A 24,450-nucleotide genomic window follows, 5' to 3' on the forward strand; every position below is an offset into this window, starting at 1 on the left:
TGGTGTTCGTGAAAACCGGTGTGCCGACTTCGTGCCCCGGGCGTAGCGCCCTCAGGCCTTGAGCTGGAAGACCAGTTGGTCCACGCCGCTGACGATGTCGCCCCGGAGGTTGGCCTTGTACCAACCGGCCTGGGCCTGCGACGAGGTCGACCGGCAGTCGGTGAAGGAACGGTCCCGCTCCCAGGTGATCGTGTAGTCGTGCGGGCGGCCCTGCTCCAGCTGGCGTTCCTGGGCGGCCTTGCCCTCCACGCAGTCCGCGGTGGAGTAGATCCGGTCCTCGCCGGAGTGCACGATCAGTTCGAGTGCCTCCGGTCCCACGTCCACGGTGCAGGTCTGTTCGCCGACGTTGACCACGGAGACCTTGAACCCGGGATCGGTGTCGGCCCCGTAGGCCTCCCGGTCGGCCTCGGCGAAGTCGAAGGAGACCACCACGTCCTGCGGACGGCAGGGGTCCTCGGGCTTCTCGGGCGCGGCGGCCTCGGCGGAGTCACCACCGGAGGAACCCTCCTCCGATTCCTCGTCCTCACCCTCGTCCTCGCCCTCGGAGGGTTCGTCGGACGGTGACGGGGAGGCGTCCTCCTCCGGTTCCTCGGAGGCCTCCTCGGAAGGCTTCTCCTCGGGCTCACTGGGGGAGGGCGAGGGGTCCTCGACGCCCGCCTGGTTGCTGCCCGACGTGTTCTCGCTCTCGGAGGGACTACAGGCGTAGGCGATCAGCGCGAACAACAGCAGCACGCCGATCAGCACGAAGGCTCTGCGCCTCCAGTAGATGTCCTTGCCGACGGGTGCGGTGTGTCCGGTACTTGACGCCATGGGCCGTAGTATTGCGGTTTTGTGCGCCCCCCATCCACTCAACCCGCCGATTTGCCGTTAAAGATGAGCGATAACCCTTACAGCACCGCAGTTCTGGCGTGGTACGAGACCAACGCCCGCGACCTTCCCTGGCGTCGCCCGGACGCCTCCCCTTGGTCGATCCTGGTCAGCGAGATCATGCTCCAGCAGACCCCGGTCGTCCGAGTCCTGCCTGCTTGGGAGGCGTGGATGGAACGCTGGCCCACCCCCGCCCACCTGGCGAAAGAACCCTCGGGCGAAGCCGTGCGCATGTGGAATCGGCTGGGGTACCCACGCCGCGCCCTGCGTCTGCACGCCTGCGCGGTGGCCATCACCGAGGAGCACGGCGGCGAGGTCCCCGACGACCACGCCACCTTGTTGGCCCTTCCGGGTATCGGTGTCTACACCGCGGCGGCGGTGGCGAGCTTCGCTTACGGGCAGCGGCACGCCATTCTGGACACCAACGTTCGGCGTGTCCTGGCCAGGGCCGAAACCGGGGTCGAGTACCCGCCGAAAACCCAGACCAAGGCGGAGGTCGCCCTGGCCGAGTCACTGCTGCCGCCGCTGCCGTCGGTGGCCGCCCGCTGGGGCGTGGCCGTGATGGAGCTGGGAGCCCTGGTGTGCACCGCCCGCTCCCCGCGCTGCGCCGACTGCCCCATCGCCGGTCAGTGCGCCTGGCGGCTGGCCGGCCGCCCCGCCTACGACGGACCGCCCCGGCGCGGTCAGACCTACGCCGGGACCGACCGCCAGGTGCGCGGCAAACTCCTGGCCGTCCTGCGCGACTCCACGGAACCCGTCGCCAAGTCGGCCCTGGACGCCGTGTGGGACGACCACGTCCAACGCGAACGCGCCTTGGACGCGCTCATCGACGACGGCCTGGTCGATCCGCTCGGGGACGGCCGTTTCGCCCTGCCCGGCTGAGGCCCTCGGACACGTGACCGGGGCCCTCGAACGGCGAGGTCAGTTCATCCGGGCGTCGACGGTCTCGGGGTCGAAGTCGGCGTCGTTGCCGTCGTAGGCACCACTGCACGGCGCGCCCGGTTCGGGGGCCGCGGGGCTCTGCTCGTACTCGCGCAGGAAGTCGCCGATCCGTTCGTCCGAGGCGTCCTCCAACTGGATCTGGGCGCCCCAGGCCGAGGCCACGATCGGCGTGGGAAGGTCCTCCATCGGGCTGACCAGAACGTACGAGCCGGGCGCGTGGTAGGAGGCCAATTGTTCGACCTGGCCCGAGTCCAGCGACGGATCGTAGGTGATCCAGACCGTGCCGTGCTCCAGGGAGTGGACCGCGGCCTCGGTCAGCACCGGCTCGTCGTAGACGCCACAGTTCTGCCAGAAGGGGTAGTGCTCGCCGCCGACCGGAGGGTGTTGCGCGTAGTCGACGGTCTCTGCGGGATCCACGTGCTCGGCGGACAGCCCCTCGAAGAGTTGGACCTCGCCCTGGCCGTCCCCGCTCGCACCGCTCTCACCCGGGTCGGCGTCGCCGGGATCACCCATGGCCCACCACAGCCCGAGGCCCGTGACACCGATCAGGACGATGGCGAGGGCGCTTCCACCGATCACCCAGGGCAGCGCGCCGCCGCGCTTGCGCGGTGGGCCCTGGTAGGGGTATCCGGGCGGGCCCGCCGGCGGGTGTCCGGGCGGAGGCCCCTGCGGCGGGTACCCGGGCGGCGGAGCGCCTTGGGGCGGGTATCCCGGCGGAGGCCCCTGAGAAGGTGGCCCCTGCGGCGGCCCCTGGTGCGAGGGAGCGCCGTGCGGACCCTGAGGTGGGTACGAGCCGGGGAACGGTTCCTGGGGCCGCTGGGGGCCGTTCTGGTGGGGATCATTCGGTGAGGACACTGGGGCACCCTACCCCGCGGCCCTCCCCCGGGCATGGGAAAGGGGGCACCCCCGAAGGGATGCCCCCGTTCGTACCGGCGCTCGGCCGGCCGATGTCCCTACTCGCCCTTGGCGGCGGACTCCACCTCGGGGGTGTCCGGAACCGCGGCGGGCTTCGGCACACCCTTGAAGGTGAACTTGGCGTCCGTGCCCTCGCCCTCGGCGTCGATCACCACGATCTGGCCGGCCTTGAGGTCACCGAACAGGATCTTCTCGGACAGCTGGTCCTCGATCTCCCGCTGGATCGTGCGACGCAGCGGACGCGCGCCCAGCACCGGGTCGAACCCACGCTCGGAGAGGACCTTCTTGGCGTTCGACCGAAGCTCGATGCCCATGTCCCGCTCCTTGAGCCGGGAGTCCAGGTTCGTGATCATCAGGTCGACGATCTGGAAGATCTCCTTCTGGGTCAACTGGTGGAAGACGATGACGTCGTCCACACGGTTGAGGAACTCGGGCCTGAAGTTGGTCTTCAGCTCCTCGTTGACCTTGGCCTTCATCCGCTCGTAGTTGGTGGTGGCGTCGTCCTCCTTGGCGAAGCCCATGGCCTGGCCCTTGGAGATGTCACGCGTACCCAGGTTGGTCGTCATGATGATGACCGTGTTCTTGAAGTCGACGTTGCGACCCTGGGCGTCGGTGAGACGACCCTCCTCCAGCACCTGCAGGAGCGAGTTGAAGATGTCGTTGTGGGCCTTTTCGATCTCGTCGAACAGGACCACGGAGAACGGCTTGCGGCGCACCTTCTCGGTGAGCTGGCCGCCCTCTTCGTAACCGACGTAGCCGGGAGGCGAACCGAACAGCCGCGAAACGGTGTGCTTCTCCATGAACTCGGACATGTCGAGCTGGATCAGCGCGTCCTCGTCCCCGAAGAGGAACTCCGCGAGGGTCTTGGACAGCTCGGTCTTACCCACACCGGACGGACCGGCGAAGATGAACGAACCACCGGGACGCTTGGGGTCCTTCAGGCCCGCGCGGGTCCTGCGGATGGCCTGCGAGAGCGCCTTGATGGCGTCCTCCTGGCCGATGACCCGCTGGTGCAGCTCGTCCTCCATGCGCAGCAGGCGCGAGCTCTCCTCCTCGGTCAGCTTGAAGACCGGGATGCCGGTGGACGCGGCCAGGACCTCGGCGATGAGCTCCTCATCGACCTCGGCCACGACGTCCATGTCGCCGGCCTTCCACTCCTTCTCCCGCTGCGCCTTCTTGTTGAGCAGCTGCTTCTCGTCGTCGCGCAGGGACGCGGCCTTCTCGAAGTCCTGCTCGTCGATGGCCGATTCCTTGTCGCGGCGCACCTTGGCGATCTTCTCGTCGAACTCGCGCAGGTCCGGCGGAGCGGTCATCCGACGGATGCGCATCCGCGAACCGGCCTCGTCGATGAGGTCGATCGCCTTGTCCGGCAGGAAGCGGTCGCTGATGTAGCGGTCCGCGAGCTGCGCGGCGGCCACGAGCGCGCTGTCGGTGATGGAGACCCGGTGGTGGGCCTCGTACCGGTCGCGCAGACCCTTGAGGATCTCGATGGTGTGCTTGGTGGTGGGCTCGTCGACCTGGATCGGCTGGAAACGGCGCTCCAGCGCGGCGTCCTTCTCCAAGTACTTGCGGTACTCGTCGAGCGTGGTCGCACCGATGGTCTGCAGCTCACCCCGGGCCAGCATGGGCTTCAGGATGGAAGCGGCGTCTATGGCACCTTCCGCCGCCCCCGCGCCGACCAGCGTGTGCAGCTCGTCGATGAAGAGGATGATGTCACCGCGGGTGCGGATCTCCTTGAGCACCTTCTTGAGGCGCTCCTCGAAGTCACCGCGGTAGCGGCTGCCCGCGACCAGGGCGCCCAGGTCGAGGGTGTAGAGCTGCTTGTCCTTGAGCGTCTCGGGGATCTCCCCCTTGACGATCTTCTGCGCCAGCCCCTCGACGACCGCCGTCTTACCGACGCCGGGCTCACCGATGAGGACCGGGTTGTTCTTGGTCCTGCGGGACAGGACCTGCATGACCCGCTCGATCTCGTTGTCACGACCGATGACCGGGTCGAGCTTGGACTCGCGAGCGGCCTGCGTCAGGTTGCGGCCGAACTGGTCCAGTACCAGCGAGGTGGAGGGTGTGGACTCGGAGGAGGCTCCGGTGGCCTGCGGCTCCTTGCCCTGGTAACCGTGCAGCAGCTGGATGACCTGCTGGCGGACCCGGTTGAGGTCGGCGCCCAGCTTGACGAGGACCTGGGCGGCGACGCCCTCGCCCTCGCGGATCAGGCCCAGCAGTATGTGCTCGGTACCGATGTAGTTGTGACCGAGCTGAAGCGCCTCGCGCAGCGACAGCTCAAGGACCTTCTTGGCCCGGGGGGTGAAGGGAATGTGCCCCGACGGAGCCTGTTGGCCCTGGCCGATGATCTCCTCGACCTGCTGCCGAACCGCTTCGAGGCTGATCCCAAGACTCTCCAGGGCCTTGGCGGCGACACCCTCACCCTCGTGGATGAGGCCGAGCAGGATGTGCTCCGTACCGATGTAGTTGTGGTTGAGCATCCTGGCTTCTTCCTGAGCCAGAACCACCACTCGCCGCGCGCGGTCGGTAAACCTCTCGAACATGTCTCGTCGCTCCTCTACAGAGCGGTCAGGCAGGGACGGTCGATACCGACCCGACTCTTCCGCATATAGGCCCCACAGGGATAACCGCCCCGGGGAGCGCTGTCGCACCGCTCGTCCTCACCGACCATGGCCGGCTCGGACGAACATCTCCCGCACGACCGACCGCAGCCGTCCGTGCCAGAGACTTTCCCCGACGATAGGGCGTTCACCCAACATCCAACTACCAATTGCCGCGTCAGATTTCCCTGTACGCCGAAGGCGAACGGCCCGGGCATCCCATCCATCACGAGAGTGCCCGGGCCGCACGTGCGTTAGCCCCATTATCGGCTCTTAGCGAACAAGCCGAAGCGTGTTGTTCTTCGAGCGGAATTGGTCCGCGGATGTCGATGCTTCCGACCCGACCGGGTCGGTGGCCCATAGGGGCGGCGGCCCACGATGGGACCGCCACGCACCGGACCACCGAATGCGCGGTCTGCTCATGGATCGGAGTGCGTCGAGGTCGGGCCAAACAGGAGCGGGGACCGCGTGCCCGCGGCGCGGGGTGTCCTCCAACGAACGGTCTCCGCACCGGCTTGGCGCTCACGACCGAGCGGCTCCGCCCGATTCCACCGACAATCCTCGCCTCCCCCGTTATCCCCTGCGTCCGGTGGATCACGGTCCGTTCGATGACGGACCGAAGCCTGCCGGAGGATCGGGTGCGACGTCGGCGGGACTCAGGTCGAAATTCGATCAAGACCTGACAACATTTCGGCGGACCGAGCCGACGGCGAAATCAGCCCTTGATGGCCTCATATTCGGCGACGATGGCGGCGGGGATACGGCCACGCTCATTGACCGGCTTCCCCGCGGCCTTCGCCCAGGCGCGAATCTCGGCGCTGCGCTCACGGCTCGGGGCATTCCGGCTTCCACGCCGAGCGCCGCCACGACCCTGCTTCGCGGGGGCCTTACGAGAGGCCTCGACGAACGGGCTAAGGGCCTCGCGGAGCTTGCCGGCATTATCCGCGCTGAGGTCGATTTCGTACGTCGACCCGTCGAGACCGAACGTCACCGTCTCCTCGGCCTCACCGCCGTCGAGGTCGTCCACCAGGAAAACCTGGACCTTCTGTGCCATGGAATCAAACCTTTCAGAAGAGAGGTGTCTGTAGCACCTGAATATAAAGCTATCTCGCGGGAACGCGAAAGACAATTCCCGACGCGATGAAATCGACGTCGTCCACCGGACGAGGATTCGGGGTCACCGGAACCGCACGGGGCACATGAGTAGGCCCGCGCTCACGGGTCCCCCGACGCCGGGGAGTCGCGATGGCCGGGTCGAACCGGCAGCGTATCTAACGCCCCTCGGATTCGGTGCGTTCGCCATCCTGGGTAATCGGCGTCTCGTTCGTCGCCTTGGTCTCCTCGACCTTGGCCGCGCCCTTGTCACCCGCGCTGTCATCCGAGGTGGCGTCCTCGTCGACCAGGCTTCCGTCCATCCGCCTCGGAGCCATCTCCCTGCGGAGCAGCTTGATGACGAAGGCACAGAAGACGGTCCCGACAACCACCGGTGGGATGAGCGCGGACAATACGTCGATCAGCCCAGGGGGAAGCACCGATGACAAAAAGTCACCCATCGAAGCGCCCTACCCTTCCTGGTTGTTACTTATTGCAGCAAATACCCGACTCAGTGTCGGGCCGGTCCGGGGGGATGGCGCGCCGGTGGGCCCGGGCAATCGCATACCAGACATCATAGACATCGTTTGCCCCCGGTTCGACACCGGACGTACCGAAGAGGTCTCGTCAAAGCCCTTGGGCGGCCAATGTCCGATCGGTTGTTCCCGCCCCGCACCGGTTCGCGGACGGAAGGTGAGGAGCGGCCACTCGATGGAAGCGAAAAACGCGCGATCCCGTCATCTCATCGGTAGTCGACGGACCCCGCCGCCCCGGCGGACGCAGGTACACATTACCCGCCCTCTTCCACTCCCATACCCCCGGTGCACTTAAGCGCTCGATCTCTCCACCACATGGACCCGATGCCCGGGGACGTATGGCCGGCGGGTACCTATCGACACCCGAAACCTTTAGCGCGAGGCACCTACGGGGTCATCGTCGAGATGTACAAGCATCCTCGTGTTCCCGAGAGTGTTGGGTTTGACCCGCTCCAGGTCGAGGAATTCCGCGACACCCTCGTCATAGGAACGTAGAAGTTCCTCGTACACACGGAAGGAGACCGGAGTGCCCTGGATCGGGACAAAGCCGTGTCGGGCGAAGAAACCGGTCTCGAATGTCAGGCAGAACACACGACGCACACCCAGCCCGCGGGCCGTATCGAGCAATGCGGTCACGATTCGGTGACCCACGCCGAAACCACGCAACGCGGGATCGACCGCGACCGTGCGGACCTCCGCGAGGTCCTCCCAAAGAACGTGCAGCGCCCCGCAGCCGACCACGGAGAGGCCCTCTCGCTCGGACACGGGATCCTCGGGTCCGTCGGAGGCGGTCTCCACCTCGGCCACCCAGAACTCCTGGACGTCCTCATAGAGGTTGACCGTGCTCTTGGAGAGCACACGGCGGTCGACGGAGTAGGTGTCGACGAGGCGGCGAATGTGGGTGACGTCGGACGTACGCGCCCGACGCACCCGAACATGACGAACGGGCATAGCCGGACCAGACTACGCCTTCACGACCTCCGACCGGAACGCTCTTCCACCGGTGGGGCGCGCTGGCGCGCGGGGCCGGTATGCCCGTATGTGTCACCCGGGCGTCTCCCGGGCGTGGTCGGCTCAGATGAGCTGACGCCTCGCGGCCCAGACGACCGCCTCGATGGGTGTGTTCACTCCGAGTACGTCACAGATGTTGCGAATGCGACGTCGCAGGGTTCGAGCACTGAGCTCTAGGTGCCGCGCGGCCACTTCGGTGGTGACACCCGTGGCGATCTCGGCGAGCAGTTCCAGCTCTTCGTGGCCCAGTTCGACCGGGGTGTACACGCCCGATTGGGCGTGCTCCCGCCGGCCCTGCAGGGGAACCACGTTCTCCCGGGGGGCTCGTATGAGGCTCTGGTCCTCAACGGCACGGCGTACGAGTGTGGCCTGTTCCACTCCGTCCTCCCTCATTCATATGAGTGCGGAACATCGACTCATCGACCGAAGGGCGCATCCGACCGGCTGTCGGCGCGTGGTGAGTCCCGGCCACCCGACCCTCCCCGACGAACCCCTCTGGCACAGGGGTTGGGGGCGGTAGGGAGCACGAGACACACGTGATGCCAGGGATGTTGTGGTCTGGGACGGACAGACCACACCGTGGCTACGTGTGCGGGGGACGCTGGACCGGTCCTCGGTCCGACATCCCGGCTCACCGTTCTTCTCGATCCACTTCGGCGAACTCACGGACCAAGGTCCGCTCTCAGCACGCTAGGCCGCTCCGTTGTTACCGTCAAGGGCCGATAAATGACCATGCGTGATGGACAATGGACACTGGGTCGCAATGCCATGGAAGATGAAATACCCCTCCGGCGCTGACCTGCGTAAACAATCTTCACCCGAGAACGGTGCCGCGCACACCGGAACCCCTCGGAAAAAGAAGGTTCTGGCCGGGTGGCCATCTCGACCTGACCGGAAGTTTGTTCCCTATACCCGGAAGGTGAGCGACATCTCGTGCCTTAGGCCACATTCCTCCAGGTGGCCGAAGCGACGAACGAGGGCCGCCGCTTCGATGCCGCGACGGCCCCCTGACTTCTTTCGGTCATCCCGTAACGGGATTCCCTCTGCACCTATTCATCCCAAAGCAGGGTCAAGGTGCGCGACGTTACTCCCCGGACGGCTTCACGATCGGGAAAAGGACGGTTTCCCGAATGTTCTTACCGGTGAAGGCCATCAGCAGTCGGTCGATACCCACACCCACACCACCGGTCGGCGGCATGCCGTACTCCAGCGCCCGCAGGAAGTCCTCGTCCAACTGCATCGCCTCGGGGTCGCCCTCGGCCGCCATCAGCGACTGCTCGGTGAGTCGACGGCGCTGCTCGACCGGGTCGACCAGTTCCGAGTAGCCCGTGCCCAGCTCCATGCCGAAGCCGATGAGGTCCCACTTCTCGGTGAGCAGCGGGTCCTCACGGTGCGGGCGGGTGAGCGGGCTCGTCTCCACGGGGTAGTCGCACACGAACGTGGGCTGGACCAGGGTGTGCTCCACCAGCTCCTCGAAGACGTGCTCGACGAGCTTGCCCTGACCCCAGGCGTGGTCGAACTCCACACCCTTGGCCTGGGCCGATCGACGGACCTCCTCGATCGGGGTGCGCGGGGTGACCTCGGTCCCCAGGGCCTCGGATACCGCCCCGTAAAGGGTGATCCGCGGCCACTCCCCGCCCAGGTCGAAGGTCTGGCCGTCACGTTCGATCGTGGTGGAGCCGTAGACGGCGCGGGCCGCGTCCTGGATCAGGTTCCGGGTGATGTCGGCCATCACGTTGTAGTCCGCGTACGCCTGGTAGAACTCCAGCATCGTGAACTCGGGGTTGTGCGTGGAGTCCGCGCCCTCGTTCCGGAAGTTCCGGTTGATCTCGAAGACCTTCTCCAGGCCGCCCACGACCAGCCGCTTGAGCGACAGTTCCGGGGCGATGCGCAGGTACAGGTCCATGTCGTAGGCGTTGATGTGCGTGGTGAACGGACGCGCCGTGGCGCCACCGTGCACCCGCATCAGCATGGGGGTCTCGACCTCGATGAAGTCGCGGTCGCTCAGGCCGTCCCGGATCGCGCGGATGGCGGCCGAGCGGCGACGCACCATCTGCTGGGAGTCGGGGTTGACGATGAGGTCCACGTAGCGCTGACGCACGCGGGCCTCGGGGTCGGTCAGGCCCTTGTGCTTCTCCGGGAGCGGACGCAGGCACTTGGCCGTCAGCGTCCAAGAGCTCACCAGGATGGACAGCTCACCGCGGCGAGAGGTGATGACCTCGCCCTCCACACCCACGTGGTCACCGAGGTCGATGTCGGCCTTCCAGGCGTCCAGGCTCTCCTTGCCGACCTGGTCCAGGGACAGCATGATCTGCACGTCCCCGGTCTCGTCGCGCAGGGTGGCGAAGCAGAGCTTGCCGCCGGTGCGGTAGAGCATGACGCGGCCGGCGATGGCGACCTTGTCCCCTGTGTGGGTGTCGGGCTCCAGGCCCTGGTGTTTGTCGCGCACAGGGCCGATCGACATGGTCCGCGGGTAGTTCACGGGGAAGGGGTCGATGCCCTCCTCCCGGAGCCGGTCCAGCTTCTGCCGCCGGACTCGCATCTGTTCGGGCAGGTCGTCGTAGGTGTCGTCGTGCGCGTCATTCACGGGCCCGATCCTACCCGTGTCGAACACTCCCACCGACCGGATCGGGCCCATGCGCGAGAGGCTCAGCGCAACCCCACCACCACCCGGCTCCGGCCCTCGTTCCCGGTGTGGACGAACACGGTCTCGTGGACCGGGACGAAGAGCGCCCCCGCCACGTTCGGCCGACCACCGGCCAGGTCCTCCCCGTCCAGGGGGATCGATCTCGGTTCGGCGTCGTCCCAGGGGTGGACCGCCATCTCCCATCCGGAATCACCGGAGACCAGGCGGATCACGACGTCCTCCAGGAACAACGCCTCGGACACGGGCCGGTCCTCGGCGACCGGCAACGATCCCGTGGCGCGTGTCCCATCGCCGTCCCAGTCCCGCTCCACGAACCGGACGAGGTCTCCGTCCCGAACCGACACCGTGAACGAGTCCGCGCTCACACCCGCGAACTCGGCACCGGCCCAGAAGGGTTCGGGGCCCTCGTACAGGACCTCCCCCGTGGTCAGATCGGCGACCAGGTCCCCCTCCGGCGTGTACACGGCGCTCTCGTCCGCCGAGACCCGCAGGTCCCTCGGTTCGGGGATGGAATGATCCTCCGACCACACGTGAGCCATCGGTACCCGCCAGAGCTCTCGCCCGGTGCTCGCGTCCAGAGCCACGATCAAACCGTCGAGGTCCGCGTCATCGATCCGCCTCCCCCGGTCATCGCGGTCGACTCCGCAGACGAGCGGCAGCAGGATCGTCTCCTCGACCCGCGCGGTGTCGTCGGACCAATGCCGGCTCGACCCGAAGTCGCACCCGTCCTCAAACTCGTACTCCCACGAGTGCTCCGCGTACCCAGTGTCGTGCCGCACCTCCCCGTATCCGAAGCGCAGGGTGCCCGTGTCCGTCCGCTCGAATTTCGCCGGATCCATCTCGAAGGCGCGCTTCCCAACCCAAAAGTACGCCGTCGACTCCATTTCTCCGGTGGCCACGTCCAACACGATCCGCCCGTTGTGGCGCCGCCCCAACCCGAAACCCAGGTGCACCGACTCCCCAGCCGGGTCGACCCGGGACGACGTGTACCCGTGGTCGTCCCCGCCCATCGCCGGATGCCGGTAGCTCCACACCTCCCGCCCGGTGACCGGATCCAGCCCGACGACCCCATGGTCGAGCAACACCAGTCCCACGCTCGGGGTGGCCACCACCGATTCGATCCGCCCATACCCCTCGGGGACCCAGGTCCACGCGTGCTCGCCCAACGTCGACGCCGGTTTCCCGGACCACTCCGGCACCGTCTCGGCCGCGACCGTGTGCCCGATCTCCGGAACGAGCGTCATCGGCACCCATACCGTGGGCACCCCCAGCAGAAACGTGACCAGAACGGCCACCCGGCGAAGTTCCGGACCGGCCTGCTTCGGCGAGCCCGCCAGGAGTAGGACCGCGGCGCCGACCAGGACGAGCCAGGAACCGACCTCTTCCAGGTACAGGGCGGGCTCGCTGGAGACGGGGAGCAGGAAACGCTCACTTCCCGCTCCCACCGGGAACAGGGCGACCATGAACGTGAACAGCGCCACCAGCCGGATCATCACGTGGCCGCGACGGGTCGCGAGGAACGACAGGAGCGTGGCGAAGACGCACAGCAGCCCGACCGAGAAGGGAACATCCGATTCTCGGAACAGACTCAGCACCATCGAGAGCAGGCCGGCTCCGGTGAGCAGGGCCCCCGCCAGAGCGAAGGGCGCGGCCGCCGAGGAGTGTTCGAAGGCGTCATGAACGTTGGAGCCGTCGTGGGCGATGGGAAACGCCATGGAGGTCCTTCGTTCGGAAGGGGCTTCCCCATCCAGCGTCGCGGCTCCACCACGCGACCGGGTTCCGTCCCGGTCGCGTTCCCGTCACGGCCTCGTTCGAGGCCGCGCCCGGTCGGCGGCTCAGTCGACGTTGCGTTCGAAGACCAGGCGCAGGCCGGTGAGGGTCAACCAGGGCTCGTGCACGTCGATGGTCTCGCACTCGTCCACCACCGTCGTGGCCAGGCCACCGGTGGCCACGACCGTGACCTCGTCCGGGTTGTCGGTCAGCTCCGCGACCATCCGGTCCACGATCCCGTCGACCTGGCCGGCGAACCCGAACACGATGCCCGAGCGCAGCGCCTCGGTGGTGTTCTTCGCGATCGCCGTACGCGGCTTGACGATCTCCACCATGTGCAGCTGGGCGCCCCTGCGGGACAGCGCGTCCACGGAGATGTCGATGCCCGGGGCGATGGCGCCGCCCACGTACTCGCCCTTGGGACTGACCGCGTCGAACGTGGTCGCCGTGCCGAAGTCCACCACCACGCTCGGGCCGCCGTAGAGGTGACCGGCGGCCAGCGCGTTGATGATCCGGTCGCTGCCGACCTCCTTGGGGTTGTCCATCCGGATCGGCACACCCGTCTTCACACCCGGCTCGACGATCACCGCGGGCAGGTCCCCGAAGTGCCGGCGGAACATCTCGCGCATCTCGTGTTGGACCGAGGGCACCGAGCAGCACATGGCGATGCCGTCGATCCCGCCCAGGTCGCTCAGCGAGCTCCCGTCGATGAGGCCGCGCAGCACCACCGCCCATTCGTCCGCGGTGCGGCGGACGTCGGTCCCCACCCTCCAATGTTCGAGAAGGTCATCGGAGTCGAAGAGTCCGAGCACCGTCTCGGAGTTACCGACGTCGATCGCCAGCAGCATTCTGAAGGCCTCATCTTTGGTCGAAGTGGTGGGTACCAAGGGAATCTTCCACCACCCGGGCGGTTCAGGCCAGGTCGAGTGCGATATCCAGCGCCGGGCTGGAGTGGGTGAGCGCACCCACCGCCAGGTAGTCGACCCCGGTGGCGGCAACGTCTGCGGCGACCCTCAGGGTGAGGCCCCCGCTGGACTCCAGGCGGGCACGGCCCGCCACCAGGGCGACCGCCTCGCGCAGTCGCGGCACCGAGAAGTTGTCGAGCAGGATCTCCTCCGCGCCCGCTGCCAGGGCGTCCTCGATCTGATCGATCCGGTCGACCTCCACCTCCAGGGGAAGATCGGGGAAGCGTTCCCGGATGGCGCGGACCGCCGCACCCACTCCTCCGGCGGCGAGGACGTGGTTGTCCTTGATCAGTCCGGCGTCGCTGAGGCAGTACCGGTGGTTGACGCCGCCGCCGCACCGCACCGCGTACTTGTCCAGGGCCCGCAGTCCGGGGGTGGTCTTTCGGCTGTCCCGAATACGGGCTTCCGTCCCGGCCACGGCGTCCACCCAGGTTCGGGTGGCGGTCGCGATCCCGGACATGTGGGTGAGCAGGTTGAGGGCGGTGCGCTCGGCGGTGAGCAGGTCGCGGGTGCGGGCGGTGACCGTCATGAGCACGTCGCCACCCTTGACGGAGTCGCCGTCACGCGCCGACCGGGCGATCTCCAGGGCGCCGTCGGCGACCAGCCAGAACACCAGCTCCGCCAAGGGCAGGCCACTGACGGTGCCGTCGGCGCGCGCCACCACGTGGGCGGTGCGCACCTGATCGGCGGGGATGGTCGCCACGGTGGTGACGTCGATGCGGGGGCCGGCGGTGAGGTCCTCGGACAGGGCCCGCAGCACGGTGTCCACGTGGCCCTGGTGCGGCGCGGTCCAGGGCAGCGTGAACTCCGCGCGCGCCTCCGGTGCCGGGTCGGGCCGGCCCAGGGGGAAGGTGATGCCGTCCAGCTCGGCTTCCAGGGCGGGCGGGAGCGAGGGCCCGCGCTTGTCATCGGTGGTCACGATGGTGTCCCCTTCAAGTCGGACGATCACGGGCCGCGTGCGCAGCTCGGGTCGGGGCTCCGGTGTGTCGGCGCGCTGGTGGGAGCCTCGGCTCTCCGCGCGGCTCATGGCCGCGGCGGCCACCAGTCGGGCCACGGTGAGCAGGTTGGCGGTCTCCCAGGACGCGGTGTCGGGGGCGACCTCGCCGGTGTTCTCGACCAGGGCGTCGAGTTCGGTGACCAGGGTCTGGAGCCCGTCGCCGGTACGCAGGACCCCGGCGTGACGAGACATCAGGGCGCGGACCCGAGCGGCCGTCGACGGATCGACCGGCGGAGCGGGCGCGCCGACGGTCACGGCCTCCGTCCGCTCGGGGGCGGGTTCCTCGACGAGTCGGGCGGCGATGCGGTCGGCGTAGACCAGACCCTCCAGCAGTGAGTTGGAGGCCAGCCGGTTGGCGCCGTGCACTCCGGTGCGGGCCACCTCGCCCACGGCCCACAGCCCGGGAACCCCGGTACGGCCGTCGATGTCGACCTCCACCCCGCCGGAGGCGTAATGGGCGGCCGGCGCCACGGGGATGGCCTGGGTCAGTGGGTCGATGCCGTGGGCGCGACAGGACGCCAGGATGGTGGGGAAGCGGCGCTCCCACGTGGCCCGGCCGAAGTGGCGGGTCTCCAGGTACACGTGGTCGGTGTCCTGCGCGGCCATGACCCGGGCGATGGTGCGGGCGACCACGTCGCGGGGGGCGAGGTCGGCGAGTTCGTGCGCCCCCGCCATGATGCGGCGGCCCTCGGCGTCGACGAGGTAGGCGCCCTCTCCGCGCAGCGCCTCCGAGACGAGGGGTTGTCGGCCCCGTGCCTCCGGGCCCAGCCACAGGACTGTGGGATGGAACTGGATGAACTCCAGGTCACGCAGGCGCGCACCGGCCCGGGCCGCCAGTGCCAGGCCGTCCCCGGTGGACACTGGCGGGTTGGTGGTGGCCGCGAACACCTGGCCCATGCCACCGGTGGCCAGGACCACGGCGGGGGCCCGGACCGCGCCCACCCCGTCGCGTTCGCCCTCCCCCATGACGTGCAGGGTGACTCCGCCGACCCGGCCGGTGGCGGGGTCGCGCAGGACGTCCAGGGCCAGCGCGTGTTCGATGATCTCCACGCGTTCGGCGTCGCGTACGGCGCGCACGAGGGCGCGTTGGATCTCCGCGCCGGTGGCGTCCCCTCCGGCGTGGGCCACCCGGTCGGTGCGGTGGCCGCCCTCGCGGGTGAGGGAGAGCCCACCGTCGTCGTCGCGGTCGAACTCGGCGCCCAGTCCGATGAGCCAGCGCAGGGCGTCGGGTCCCTCGGTGGCGAGCACGTTGACGGCGTGGGGGTCGCACAGGCCGGCCCCGGCCAGGTGCGTGTCGACCATGTGGGCGACGGGTCCGTCCTCGGGGGCCATGGCCGCGGCGATGCCGCCCTGGGCGAAGGCGGTCGAACCGGTGGACAGACGGTCCTTGGTGACCAGGACGACCCGACCGACGTCGGTGCCCTGGACGTAGCGCAGCGCGGTGCTCAGGCCGGCGATGCCCGAACCGACGACCACGACGTCGGCGTGGGTGGCCCACCCGGGTTCGGGGGCCGTGATCCGGGTCTGTCTGTCAGCACTCATCCGGGGGTCGCTTTCTGAACGATCTGAACGGACTCGGCCCGGCCGACCCCACTAGAGGGACACCGACACGTTGTCGATGAGTCGGGTGGGGCCGACCCTGGCGGCGACGGCCAGGACGGCGGCGCCCCGGTGTTCCGAGGAGGCTTCGGCGAAGGTCGCCGGGTCCACCAGGGCGAGGTAGTCGAGTTCGACCGGCGGGGTCGCCTTCGCCGCCTCGTCGAGGACGGAGCGGGCGGCCTCTCGGACGCCATCGGCCCCGTCGGAGGCGGCCTCGGCCCCGGCGCGCAGGGCGCGGGAGAGCGCGAGGGCGCTGCCGCGCTGTGCGTCGTCGAGGTAGACGTTGCGGCTGGAGGAGGCCAGGCCGTCGGCGTCGCGCAGGGTGGGGGCGCCGACGATCTCGACCGGGAGGTTCAGGTCGACGACCATGCGGCGGACGAGGGCGATCTGCTGGGCGTCCTTCTCCCCGAAGACGGCGAGGTGTGGGCGGACCAGTTGGAACAGTTTGGTGACCACGGTCAGGACACCGGTGAAGTGCCCGGGCCTGGAGGCGCCCTCCAGCCGTTCACCCATGGCGCCGGCGTCGACGGTGACCATCTGCTCGGCGGGGTACATGGTCTCGACCTCGGGGGCGAAGACCACGTCCACCCCTTCCTCGGCGCACACTCGGACGTCGGCCGCCAGGTCGCGCGGGTAGCGGTCCAGGTCCTCGTTCGGACCGAATTGGAGGGGGTTGACGAAGACGCTCACCACCACGGTCTCGGCCTTCTCCCGGGCCAGGCGCATGAGGGTGCGGTGGCCGCCGTGGAGGGCTCCCATGGTGGGGACCAGACCCACACGGCCACGACCGTCGAGGGCACGGCGCAGCTCGCCCGGCGTTCGGACGACGAGGGGCCCGTCTGCGGCGGGCATGGTGGGGGCGGTCATCGGTCTCTCCCTGGTGGGCACGATGGCGCGCGGACCGGGGTTCGCGCGCCGGGGTGGTTCGGGGCTCGGCGGTGCGCTTCCTCAGCGGCGCAGGACATCGAGCAGCCGCGCGGCGTCCTCCGGCTTGAGCAGCCCGGCGTTGATGGCCCGGTCCGCGGTGAGTCGGGCGAGTTCGACGTAGCTGGCCACGCTCTCGGGCGCGTTCTCGCGCAGCTGTTCGATGTGGCCGGCGACCGTTCCGGCGTCACCGCGCAGGACGGGACCGCTGAGCCCGTGGATGCCCAGGCGCAGGGCGTTGTCCAGGGCGGCGGAGAGCATCGGGGCGAGCAGGCGCCCGGGCTCGGGCACCCCGGCGGCGGAGAGCAGGGAGGCGCTGTCGGCGACCAGGGTGACCAGGTGGTTGGCGCCGCCGGCCAGGGCCGCGTGGTACAGGGTGCGTTTGTCCTCGGCGATCCACACCGGTTCGGCGCCCATCTCGACGACGAGGGCCTCGGCGATGGGACGCAGCTGTTCGGGGGCGGTGACCCCGAAGGTGCAGTCGGCGAGCCTTTCGATGTCCTCGTCGCGACCGGTGAAGGTCATGGCGGGGTGCAGCGCCAGGGGGAGGGCCCCGACGATGGTGGCGGGGGCGAGGACGCTGTAGCCGTGGGCGCCGCTGGCGTGGACCAGGATCTTGCCGCGCAGGTCGACCCCGGTTCCGGCGAGCCCCTCGACCAGGTCGGGGAGGGCGTCGTCGGGGACGGTGAGCAGTACCAGGTCACTGGCCTCGACCACCTGTGCGGGTTCGAGGACGCGGGCACCGTCCAGACGCTTCTCCGCCCGGGTCACCGACGCCTCGGAGACCGCACTGGCCGCCACGACCTTGTGTCCGGCCCTGGCCAGGGCGAGGCCGAGGACGGAGCCGACACGTCCGGCTCCGACGACGCCGACCCGCAGACGGGCGGGACGCCCCTGTGTCGTCTCCATGTACTCCGTGTCCCCTCCTGATCCGGTGCGCGTTCGCTTCCGGCGCGCCGAGGTCTGAGCACACGATAGTCCTCCCCCCGTGGTGGACCGTCGCCCCGCCCCTGGTGAGGAAGGCCCTGGGAGGTGACCGGTGACATGGAGCGGGGACGGGCATCGTCGCCCGCCCCCGCGTGTGTTCCGTCCGTCCCGGCCATCCGTCTCGTGGTGGCCGGGTCCGGGGATCAGTCCTGGATGATGACCCCGGCGTTGTAGCAGGAGGCGAGGGACTGGCCCAGCACGGCGTTGGAGTTGCCGCAGCCGGCGTTGGTGTTGTCCACACCGTTGATGTAGGAGATGTTGCCACTGACATCGGAGCCGTAAGCGGAGGTCCAGGCTCCGGCCTGTGCCGCGGCCGGTGTGGCGGAGAGGATGATCCCGGCGGAGGCGAGGGTCACGGCACCGACTGCGAGCGTCTTCTTCAGCACTGCTTTGTCTCCTTAGGCGTCCGGTCGGGGGGAGCCGCCCGGACTCGCGGTGTTGCGACGCCTGTTGGCGTCGGGGATGAAATTACCTACGAAGACGCCCACGAAACACACCCTGAACTGCACTGATCACAAAAAGTCGACGCTCGTCACCCACGGTCGCGGTACTTCCCGGGGCCCACCCGGACAAAGGCTCAGACTTCGCATCGCACCCGATCGCACAACGTCACCACCACTTCGGGGTTATCGCGCGGCGACAACGCCGGTTGCGGTCGACCATCTTCTCCCTCGACGACACCAGGCCCCGACCGCTGTGGGATAGCGGCCGGGTCCTCTTGCCTGGTTTCTCGGCGGGGCGGGTCTACGACAAGCCCTGACTCATCGCGGCTACGGGCTGACAGCGCCGGCTCTTGAGGATCTCCGACTCGGGCGACCCCTCCAAGGCCTCCACCACCTCCGGGCGACCGCCCGTACCGGTCACACGAAAAGCGCCACCCCGTCGTCACGGGATGGCGCTTGACGCGATGAAGCCAGGGACCCGAGGGCGGTTCGGCGGAAGGCGCCTTCCGGCCGTTCAGCCCGCCCGAGTCGGGTCGGTTCGGTGACCCGAACTAGTTCTTCACGGTGGCACCGGAGTCGACGCAGTTGGCGCCGGAGACACCCAGGATGGCGATCGAGTTGCCGCAGACGTTGACCGGCACGTCGAGGTCGGCGATGAGCTGGTTGCCGCTCAGGATGCCACCGTTGCCGGAGGTGAACGCGTTGCTGTTGGCCATGGCCGGGGACCCGGCAAAGAGGACGCCGGCAGCGGCGGCGGTGATGGCGGTAACGGCGAAGGCCTTCTTCAGCATGAATATCTCCCGTCAGGACCGTTTGGCGGGGGGCGCCAAACGGTCGAAACCATTGACGATGTGTATGACAGTGAACACTCCCCGTGTTCAGACACCATTTAGCCATACTCAGCCGCCGAGCGTGACCAGAAACCCGAAGCTTTCATGGCCCGTGACCAGGAAATATCACCCGTTGCGATCAGACATGTCGGACATGCAACCCACAACTACAGCCACTTACAGCCCTTCATGTGACACACACCACACTCACGTCTCGGGGGTGTCATCCGAAGAAACCTCCACTTCCTCGCCCGAGTGCTCCCTCTGCCCGGATTCCGCGTGCATGGTCGCCCGGGTCGCCCACCGTTCCGTGCCCGCGGAGGGCACCCGTGCGCGCCTGCCGGCCTCGGCCAAGGCGTCCAGGAAACGACGGCCCTCCACCGCGTCCCGGTCGGTCGCGCGCGCCGACACCGGCCCCGGAGGCGTGTCCACGTCGACGGTGACCCGACCTCGCAGGCGGGCGATCGGCCCGGCGGAGAGCCGCAGCGTCTGCATCCGCTCCACCGGGACGATCTCCGTGACCCGACAGAACACGCCGCGCACGCTCACGAACAACCGCTCGTCCACCCCGGCCGCGCCCGTCGACCGCCCCCGGTCGGCCACCAGCGGCACCACCGCCGCCTCGCTCCCGGGGAAGACCTCGTTCACCAACGTGAACGCCCTGGACCGCGGCGCCACCGGCAGCAGGTCCGCTGAGTCGCCCTGTCGAGCCCCCGCGTATCCCGCGACGGTCGCCTCCACCCGGGCCACCCCGAGTGCCCGCCACAGCATCGGTTCCACGATCCGCACCGCCTGTACCCGGCCGGGCGGGACGGTCTGCATCCGACGCTGGAACATGCCGTAGCGCAGCCTCAGCCCGTCCGAGGACAACGACGCGTAGAAGTCCGTGTACCGCGCCAGCGGGCCCCAGTAGTAGCGCAGCAGCCCCAACGCGAGCGGCACCACCGCGCCCAACACACCCGGCTCCAGGAAGACCACGAACGCCGTGGCCAGCATGAGCAGCAGGATGAAGGAGACCAGGATCGGCACCCTGAAGGTCAACGCCCCCAGCAACAGGGGGAAGGGCAGGCGGTAGAACGGCCACTCCGGGGCCTGCGGAGCGCGGCCGGGAAGCCCCGCCGCGTGGGCGAGCACCGCCGCCCGCATCCGCTCCGCGACGCCCTTGGGCAGACAGCGCAACCGGATGGCGCTACCGTCTCCGCCGGCCAGTTCGACGCGCAGTTCCGCCATCCCGAACACCTGCATCAGCAACGGCTGGACCACGTCCACCGCCTGGAGCCGACTCAGCGGAATCTCCCTGGCGCTGCGCAGGACCAGCCCCGTGTGCACCACCAGGTGGTCCTCTCGGAGCCCGAAGGTGCCGTACCACCAGGAGGGCAACGCGTAGGCGAAGGAGCCGAACAGCACGGCCAGCGCCATGAACAGCACCCAGGCGAACCCGAACATCACCAGGATCGGCCCGATCAACGCGACGAACACCAGCGTCACCGCGATGATCTGCAACGGGATGATCATCCAGTGCGCCCGGAACACTCCGGTGGTGATGTCGTCCTTGGGAGGCGGCGGCGGTAGCGGCGGCCCCCACCTGAGCCCCGCCGGCATGGCCGGCCCCTGGAAACGCGGGTAGGGGCCCGGCTGCGGTGGATAGGGCGCGGGCCCCGGTGGACGCGCGCCTTGGTGCTGCCCCGGGTACGGACCTTGGTACGGGTTCGAGGGCGGCCCCTGGGGCGGCCCTTGGTAGGGGCCGCCGGGAGGCGGGCCCTGCACAGGGCCCTGCGGCGGCCGGTGCGCCCCACCTCCCGGCGGCGCCCACCCTGGTTCCTGCTGAGGCGATCCGTGCACTTACAACCCCGTGGAGAAACTCTCGCTGCGCGCGGCGAGCCGGTCGCGCAACTGGACGGCATCGGCCAACGGGAGCCCGACCACCCGCGCGTCCGCGGTGCTCGCCGCGGTGCGCACACGCACCGTCGCGATCCCCAACGCCTGTTCGAGCAGGTCGGTGGTGACGTCCACGACCTGCATCCGGCCGTAGGGCACCACCACGAGTTGCCGAACGAACACCCCGTAGGTCAGATACAACTCGGCCGGCGCCTCGGTGTAGCCCCAGGAGCGTTGGAACCGACCCGCGAGGAACCACATGCCGACCGCGACGACCAGGGCGAGAGCGGCCCAGATCCCGGCCCACAGCGGACGGCCCCACATGAACAGCAGCACGCCGCCACCCACCCCGGCGACCAGGCATCCCGCCGTGGTCACCAGCCGTCGGTACCAGGCCAACGCCGGTGGGATACGCCGCCAGAGCAGACCCTCGGGCGCGGCGAAGGCCACGTCCAGGGGCCGCTCCACTTTCGTCGATCCCGTCTCGGACTCGGTCTCGGGTGTCGATTCACTGGTCTCCACGGCCTCAGTCAACCATCAGCGCGCAAGGGTCGGTGAAGGCGCGCAGCGAACAACGGATGTTCAGCCGGCCCGCGGCGTGTCGTCGGTGTCGTCCTCGCCGTCGTCGTCGGGGACCCGGCAGGCGTGCTCCAGGTACAGCGCGGCGGCCAGGAGCAGGCCGGCGGCCAGGGCGGTGCCCACCGAGACCAGGAAGGCCTCGCGATGCGTGGGCAGGTCCAGTCGTTCGGTGATCGACAGGGCCATGCCCGCGAAGAAGCCCGCGGCCATCGACGCGAACAGGGCGCTCGCCTTGGCCAGGGCCAGTAGGCGGGCGGCGCTGAGCGGTTCGATGGGTTCGGTCCCCGGCTCGCGTCGAATGCGCCGCGCGGTCCGCCCCGCCGTGTAGGACTCGGCGAAGGCCAGCAGCAACAGGGTCGGGATCGCCGACCACGGGATCAGTGGCAGCCCGGACAGCGAGTTGGCGACGAAGAGGCCCACCAGGGCCCCGAGGGCCGCCAGGACGGACGGGACACGCCACCCGGTCGGGGAGAGCGTGCCCCCGCCGTCATCGGACATCAGCGATCCGCCTCCCCCGGAAGCCGCAGGGCCAGGTCGTCGCGTCGCGTCAGCTTCTGTTCCCCGGTGGTGTCGGCGTCCTCCACGTCGGCGAGCAGCGTCGCCACCGGCGCCCGGCCGGGCACGACCGCCGCGGGATCGGCGTCCAACCAGGGGCGCAGCACGAACGCGCGCAGGTGGGCGCGCGGGTGCGGCAACGTCAGGACCGGATCGTCGTCGACGGTGTCCCCGAAGGCGATCACGTCCACGTCCAGCGTGCGCGGACCCCACCGCACCTCTCGGACCCGATCGAAGTCGCGTTCGGCCGCCTGTGCGCGCTCCAGCAGTTCCCGGGCGGTGCCGTCGAAGTCGACGACCAGGACGGCGTTCAGGTACGCGTCCTGTTCGGGTCCCCCCACCGGGGCGGTCTCGTAGACCGGCGAGAGCGCGACGGGCGTGGGCGCCCCCGGCCCGGACGACAGCGCCTCCACGGCCCCCCGCAGGGTGGCGTGGCGGTCCCCCAGGTTGGAACCCAGGGCGAGTACGGCACGGGTCACCACGCACCCCGCTTCCCACGGGTCACCGTGACCGAGACGTCCTCGAACTCGTGCTCGATCGGCGCCGACGGCTTGTGCACGGTCAACTCGACCCCCTCCACGAGCGACTCGACCATGCACTCGGCGGCGAGCCGTTCGGCCAGCGTCTCGATCAGGTTGACCGGTTCGCCGGTGACGATCGCGACGAGACGGTCGGCGAGCAGCCCGTAGTGCACGGTGTCTCCGACGTCGTCGCTGACCGCGGCCGAACTCGTGTCCAGGTACAGCACGGCGTCGACCACGAAGTCCTGGCCCTCACGACGCTCGAAGTCGAACACGCCGTGGTTGCCCCGGGCCCGCAGTCCACGGAGCGCGATGCGGTCCGACATCAGTCCTCGCCCTCCGGTTCGTCCTCCTCCATCAGGACCGGCGAGGCGTGGTGCGACCACAACCGCCACCCCTGCTCGGTGTCGACGAACAGGTTGGTGGTGACCACCTGCCCGCCCGCGACGAACCCGGGACTGCCGTCCTCGGCCGTCAGCACGTTCTCCTCACACGTGACCATGGCGATGTCACCGCCCACCCCGATGTGCGTCTCGGTGAGCACGTACTGGATGTAGGTGACGTTGGCCATGATCAGGGACCAGGCGCGCATGATCTCGGTACGACCGCGCAGCAGCGGCCAGCCGGGGTTGACGCACACCAGGTCCGGGGCCTCGTACTCCTCGGCCCACACCGCGCCCATCAGGTCGATGTCGCCGTTCTCGATGGCGCTGTAGAACTGGGAGTTGGCCTCGGCGACGCTCTCCATGACCTCCTGGCGGGACTTCACAGGCCACCCCGGACCAAGGGCTCGGAACGGCCCTCGTCGAGCCCACGGCCACCGTCGGACCAGGCGGCCGCCACGCGTACGGCGTCGGCGTTGGGACGGACGTCGTGTACGCGTACCGCCCACGCGCCCCGATCCGCGGACAGGGTCGTCACCGCGGCGGTGGCCGCGTCACAGTCGACGAAGGGGCGATCCTCGCCCTTGGCGTCACCGAGCAGTCGGCTCAGGAAGCGTTTGCGGGAACCGGCGACCAGCACCGGACGGCCCAGTTCGTGGAACCGTTCGAGGTGCTGGAGCAGCGCCCAGTTGTGCGCCTGTTCGGGGCGTTTGGAGAATCCCAGTCCCGGGTCCAGAACGATCTGGCCGGGGTCGACTCCTGCACTGATCATGGCCTCCATACGGTCGCGGAGCTCATCGAGGACCTCCTGGACGACATCCGTGTACACGGCACGGCTCTGCATGTCATGACTATGCCCACGCCAGTGCATCAACACGTAGGCGACACCGGAAGATGCGACCAGTCGTGCCATCTCGGGGTCGGCCAACCCACCGCTGACGTCGTTGACCAGGACCGCGCCGGCCTCGACCGCGCGCTCGGCCACCTCGGCCCGCATGGTGTCGACGCTGACCGCGATCCCGCGGGAGGCGAGTTCCCGCACGACCGGTTCGACGCGGCGCAGTTCCTCGGCGGCGCCCACACGTTGGGCGCCGGGCCGGGTGGACTCACCGCCCACGTCGATGATGTCGGCTCCCTCTTCGACCAGCCGCAGACCGTGTTCGATCGCGCGTTCGGGATCGAACCAGGATCCGCCGTCGGAGAAGGAGTCGGGGGTGACGTTGACGACCCCCATGACCAGGCACCGCCCGCGGTCGGGCAGTCCTGGAAGTGTGTGTTTCGGCGCCATGCGTTTCACCCTACGCGTACGCGTAGGGGCCGGGGGCACACCGCCCCCGGCCCCTGTGAAGGTGTTCTCCGGGTCGCCCCGGACCGGCCGCACAGGCCGACCCGACGCCGACTCGTCGCGA

Annotated in this window: 23 protein-coding genes; 1 reads left to right on the forward strand and 22 read right to left on the reverse strand. The window is 69.0% G+C overall.

Going from position 1 to position 24,450, the window contains the following annotated elements; genetic code table 11:
* Positions 1–51: 51 nt before the first annotated feature.
* A complete protein-coding gene (locus ABZ717_RS09680; protein WP_358507745.1) occupies positions 52–810 on the reverse strand; it encodes a hypothetical protein in 759 nt (252 codons plus the stop codon).
* Between the two features lie 63 nt (positions 811–873).
* On the opposite strand from ABZ717_RS09680, the gene ABZ717_RS09685 reads away from it, so the two are divergent.
* Entirely contained in the window at positions 874–1,749 is an 876-nt protein-coding gene (locus ABZ717_RS09685) for an A/G-specific adenine glycosylase (RefSeq protein ID WP_358507747.1), read from the forward strand.
* 39 nt (positions 1,750–1,788) lie between these two features.
* Here ABZ717_RS09685 and ABZ717_RS09690 read toward each other — a convergent pair whose 3' ends face one another.
* From ABZ717_RS09690 to folP, 21 genes are all read right to left on the reverse strand, one after another.
* Positions 1,789–2,388, reverse strand: coding sequence for a DUF3105 domain-containing protein (locus ABZ717_RS09690; RefSeq protein ID WP_358507749.1), 600 nt, complete (start codon positions 2,386–2,388; stop codon positions 1,789–1,791).
* Between the two features lie 374 nt (positions 2,389–2,762).
* Entirely contained in the window at positions 2,763–5,267 is a 2,505-nt protein-coding gene (locus tag ABZ717_RS09695) for an ATP-dependent Clp protease ATP-binding subunit (RefSeq protein ID WP_358507751.1), read from the reverse strand.
* A 772-nt stretch (positions 5,268–6,039) separates the two neighbouring features.
* The gene (locus ABZ717_RS09700; protein WP_067606297.1) at positions 6,040–6,378 is read right to left on the reverse strand and encodes an Lsr2 family protein; all 339 of its coding nucleotides are present in this window, start codon (positions 6,376–6,378) and stop codon (positions 6,040–6,042) included.
* 217 nt (positions 6,379–6,595) lie between these two features.
* Positions 6,596–6,877 carry a hypothetical protein gene (locus ABZ717_RS09705; RefSeq protein ID WP_358507752.1) on the reverse strand — a complete coding sequence of 94 codons (282 nt, stop codon included), beginning with the start codon at positions 6,875–6,877 and terminating at the stop codon, positions 6,596–6,598.
* A gap of 447 nt (positions 6,878–7,324) precedes the next feature.
* Positions 7,325–7,903 carry an amino-acid N-acetyltransferase gene (locus tag ABZ717_RS09710; protein WP_358507754.1) on the reverse strand — a complete coding sequence of 193 codons (579 nt, stop codon included), beginning with the start codon at positions 7,901–7,903 and terminating at the stop codon, positions 7,325–7,327.
* Between the two features lie 123 nt (positions 7,904–8,026).
* Positions 8,027–8,341, reverse strand: coding sequence for a LuxR C-terminal-related transcriptional regulator (locus tag ABZ717_RS09715; protein WP_358507756.1), 315 nt, complete (start codon positions 8,339–8,341; stop codon positions 8,027–8,029).
* Between the two features lie 706 nt (positions 8,342–9,047).
* Positions 9,048–10,550 (reverse strand): bifunctional lysylphosphatidylglycerol synthetase/lysine--tRNA ligase LysX, encoded by a 1,503-nt coding sequence (lysX, locus tag ABZ717_RS09720; RefSeq protein WP_358507757.1) that lies wholly within the window; start codon positions 10,548–10,550, stop codon positions 9,048–9,050.
* A 62-nt stretch (positions 10,551–10,612) separates the two neighbouring features.
* On the reverse strand, positions 10,613–12,325 hold the full coding sequence (locus ABZ717_RS09725; protein WP_358507758.1) for a hypothetical protein: 1,713 nt from the start codon (positions 12,323–12,325) through the stop codon (positions 10,613–10,615).
* A gap of 120 nt (positions 12,326–12,445) precedes the next feature.
* On the reverse strand, positions 12,446–13,228 hold the full coding sequence (locus ABZ717_RS09730; protein WP_358507760.1) for a type III pantothenate kinase: 783 nt from the start codon (positions 13,226–13,228) through the stop codon (positions 12,446–12,448).
* 64 nt (positions 13,229–13,292) lie between these two features.
* On the reverse strand, positions 13,293–15,884 hold the full coding sequence (locus tag ABZ717_RS09735; protein WP_358507761.1) for an L-aspartate oxidase: 2,592 nt from the start codon (positions 15,882–15,884) through the stop codon (positions 13,293–13,295).
* A 51-nt stretch (positions 15,885–15,935) separates the two neighbouring features.
* Positions 15,936–16,808 (reverse strand): pantoate--beta-alanine ligase, encoded by an 873-nt coding sequence (gene panC, locus ABZ717_RS09740; protein ID WP_358507763.1) that lies wholly within the window; start codon positions 16,806–16,808, stop codon positions 15,936–15,938.
* An 81-nt stretch (positions 16,809–16,889) separates the two neighbouring features.
* Entirely contained in the window at positions 16,890–17,774 is an 885-nt protein-coding gene (locus ABZ717_RS09745; RefSeq protein WP_358507764.1) for a DUF2520 domain-containing protein, read from the reverse strand.
* Positions 17,775–17,995: 221 nt separating this feature from the next.
* The gene (locus tag ABZ717_RS09750) at positions 17,996–18,238 is read right to left on the reverse strand and encodes a hypothetical protein (RefSeq protein ID WP_358507766.1); all 243 of its coding nucleotides are present in this window, start codon (positions 18,236–18,238) and stop codon (positions 17,996–17,998) included.
* Between the two features lie 608 nt (positions 18,239–18,846).
* A complete protein-coding gene (locus ABZ717_RS09755) occupies positions 18,847–19,086 on the reverse strand; it encodes a chaplin family protein (RefSeq protein WP_358507768.1) in 240 nt (79 codons plus the stop codon).
* A 246-nt stretch (positions 19,087–19,332) separates the two neighbouring features.
* The gene (locus ABZ717_RS09760; protein WP_358507770.1) at positions 19,333–20,727 is read right to left on the reverse strand and encodes a PH domain-containing protein; all 1,395 of its coding nucleotides are present in this window, start codon (positions 20,725–20,727) and stop codon (positions 19,333–19,335) included.
* 240 nt (positions 20,728–20,967) lie between these two features.
* Positions 20,968–21,414, reverse strand: a complete 447-nt coding sequence (locus ABZ717_RS09765; protein WP_358507814.1) for a PH domain-containing protein — start codon at positions 21,412–21,414, stop codon at positions 20,968–20,970.
* Positions 21,415–21,585: 171 nt separating this feature from the next.
* Positions 21,586–22,080, reverse strand: a complete 495-nt coding sequence (locus tag ABZ717_RS09770; protein ID WP_358507772.1) for a DUF3180 domain-containing protein — start codon at positions 22,078–22,080, stop codon at positions 21,586–21,588.
* Entirely contained in the window at positions 22,080–22,616 is a 537-nt protein-coding gene (gene folK, locus ABZ717_RS09775; RefSeq protein ID WP_358507773.1) for a 2-amino-4-hydroxy-6-hydroxymethyldihydropteridine diphosphokinase, read from the reverse strand. Before folK ends, ABZ717_RS09770 begins: the two co-directional genes overlap by 1 nt.
* Entirely contained in the window at positions 22,613–22,984 is a 372-nt protein-coding gene (gene folB, locus ABZ717_RS09780) for a dihydroneopterin aldolase (protein ID WP_358507775.1), read from the reverse strand. Before folB ends, folK begins: the two co-directional genes overlap by 4 nt.
* Positions 22,984–23,427: a nuclear transport factor 2 family protein gene (locus ABZ717_RS09785; protein ID WP_067606263.1), complete on the reverse strand. Its 444-nt coding sequence runs from the start codon at positions 23,425–23,427 to the stop codon at positions 22,984–22,986. The genes folB and ABZ717_RS09785 overlap by 1 nt, the downstream gene beginning before the upstream one ends.
* Positions 23,424–24,329, reverse strand: coding sequence for a dihydropteroate synthase (folP, locus tag ABZ717_RS09790; protein ID WP_358507777.1), 906 nt, complete (start codon positions 24,327–24,329; stop codon positions 23,424–23,426). Before folP ends, ABZ717_RS09785 begins: the two co-directional genes overlap by 4 nt.
* Positions 24,330–24,450 lie beyond the last annotated feature (121 nt).

This window comes from Nocardiopsis sp. NPDC006832 (genome assembly GCF_040635885.1).
Classification (GTDB): domain Bacteria; phylum Actinomycetota; class Actinomycetes; order Streptosporangiales; family Streptosporangiaceae; genus Nocardiopsis.

Excerpts from the sequence above, each read along its gene's own strand:
- ABZ717_RS09735 (WP_358507761.1), bottom strand. The coding sequence starts at position 15,884 with ATGAGTGCTGACAGACAGACCCGGATCACGGCCCCCGAACCCGGGTGG.
- ABZ717_RS09725 (WP_358507758.1), bottom strand. The coding sequence starts at position 12,325 with ATGGCGTTTCCCATCGCCCACGACGGCTCCAACGTTCATGACGCCTTC.
- ABZ717_RS09755 (WP_358507768.1), bottom strand. The coding sequence starts at position 19,086 with ATGCTGAAGAAGGCCTTCGCCGTTACCGCCATCACCGCCGCCGCTGCC.
- ABZ717_RS09705 (WP_358507752.1), bottom strand. The coding sequence starts at position 6,877 with ATGGGTGACTTTTTGTCATCGGTGCTTCCCCCTGGGCTGATCGACGTA.
- ABZ717_RS09700 (WP_067606297.1), bottom strand. The coding sequence starts at position 6,378 with ATGGCACAGAAGGTCCAGGTTTTCCTGGTGGACGACCTCGACGGCGGT.
- ABZ717_RS09680 (WP_358507745.1), bottom strand. The coding sequence starts at position 810 with ATGGCGTCAAGTACCGGACACACCGCACCCGTCGGCAAGGACATCTAC.
- ABZ717_RS09710 (WP_358507754.1), bottom strand. The coding sequence starts at position 7,903 with ATGCCCGTTCGTCATGTTCGGGTGCGTCGGGCGCGTACGTCCGACGTC.
- ABZ717_RS09770 (WP_358507772.1), bottom strand. The coding sequence starts at position 22,080 with ATGTCCGATGACGGCGGGGGCACGCTCTCCCCGACCGGGTGGCGTGTC.
- ABZ717_RS09730 (WP_358507760.1), bottom strand. The coding sequence starts at position 13,228 with ATGCTGCTGGCGATCGACGTCGGTAACTCCGAGACGGTGCTCGGACTC.
- folB (WP_358507775.1), bottom strand. The coding sequence starts at position 22,984 with ATGTCGGACCGCATCGCGCTCCGTGGACTGCGGGCCCGGGGCAACCAC.
- folP (WP_358507777.1), bottom strand. The coding sequence starts at position 24,329 with ATGGCGCCGAAACACACACTTCCAGGACTGCCCGACCGCGGGCGGTGC.
- ABZ717_RS09695 (WP_358507751.1), bottom strand. The coding sequence starts at position 5,267 with ATGTTCGAGAGGTTTACCGACCGCGCGCGGCGAGTGGTGGTTCTGGCT.
- ABZ717_RS09760 (WP_358507770.1), bottom strand. The coding sequence starts at position 20,727 with ATGCCGGCGGGGCTCAGGTGGGGGCCGCCGCTACCGCCGCCGCCTCCC.
- ABZ717_RS09745 (WP_358507764.1), bottom strand. The coding sequence starts at position 17,774 with ATGGAGACGACACAGGGGCGTCCCGCCCGTCTGCGGGTCGGCGTCGTC.
- ABZ717_RS09685 (WP_358507747.1), top strand. The coding sequence starts at position 874 with ATGAGCGATAACCCTTACAGCACCGCAGTTCTGGCGTGGTACGAGACC.
- panC (WP_358507763.1), bottom strand. The coding sequence starts at position 16,808 with ATGACCGCCCCCACCATGCCCGCCGCAGACGGGCCCCTCGTCGTCCGA.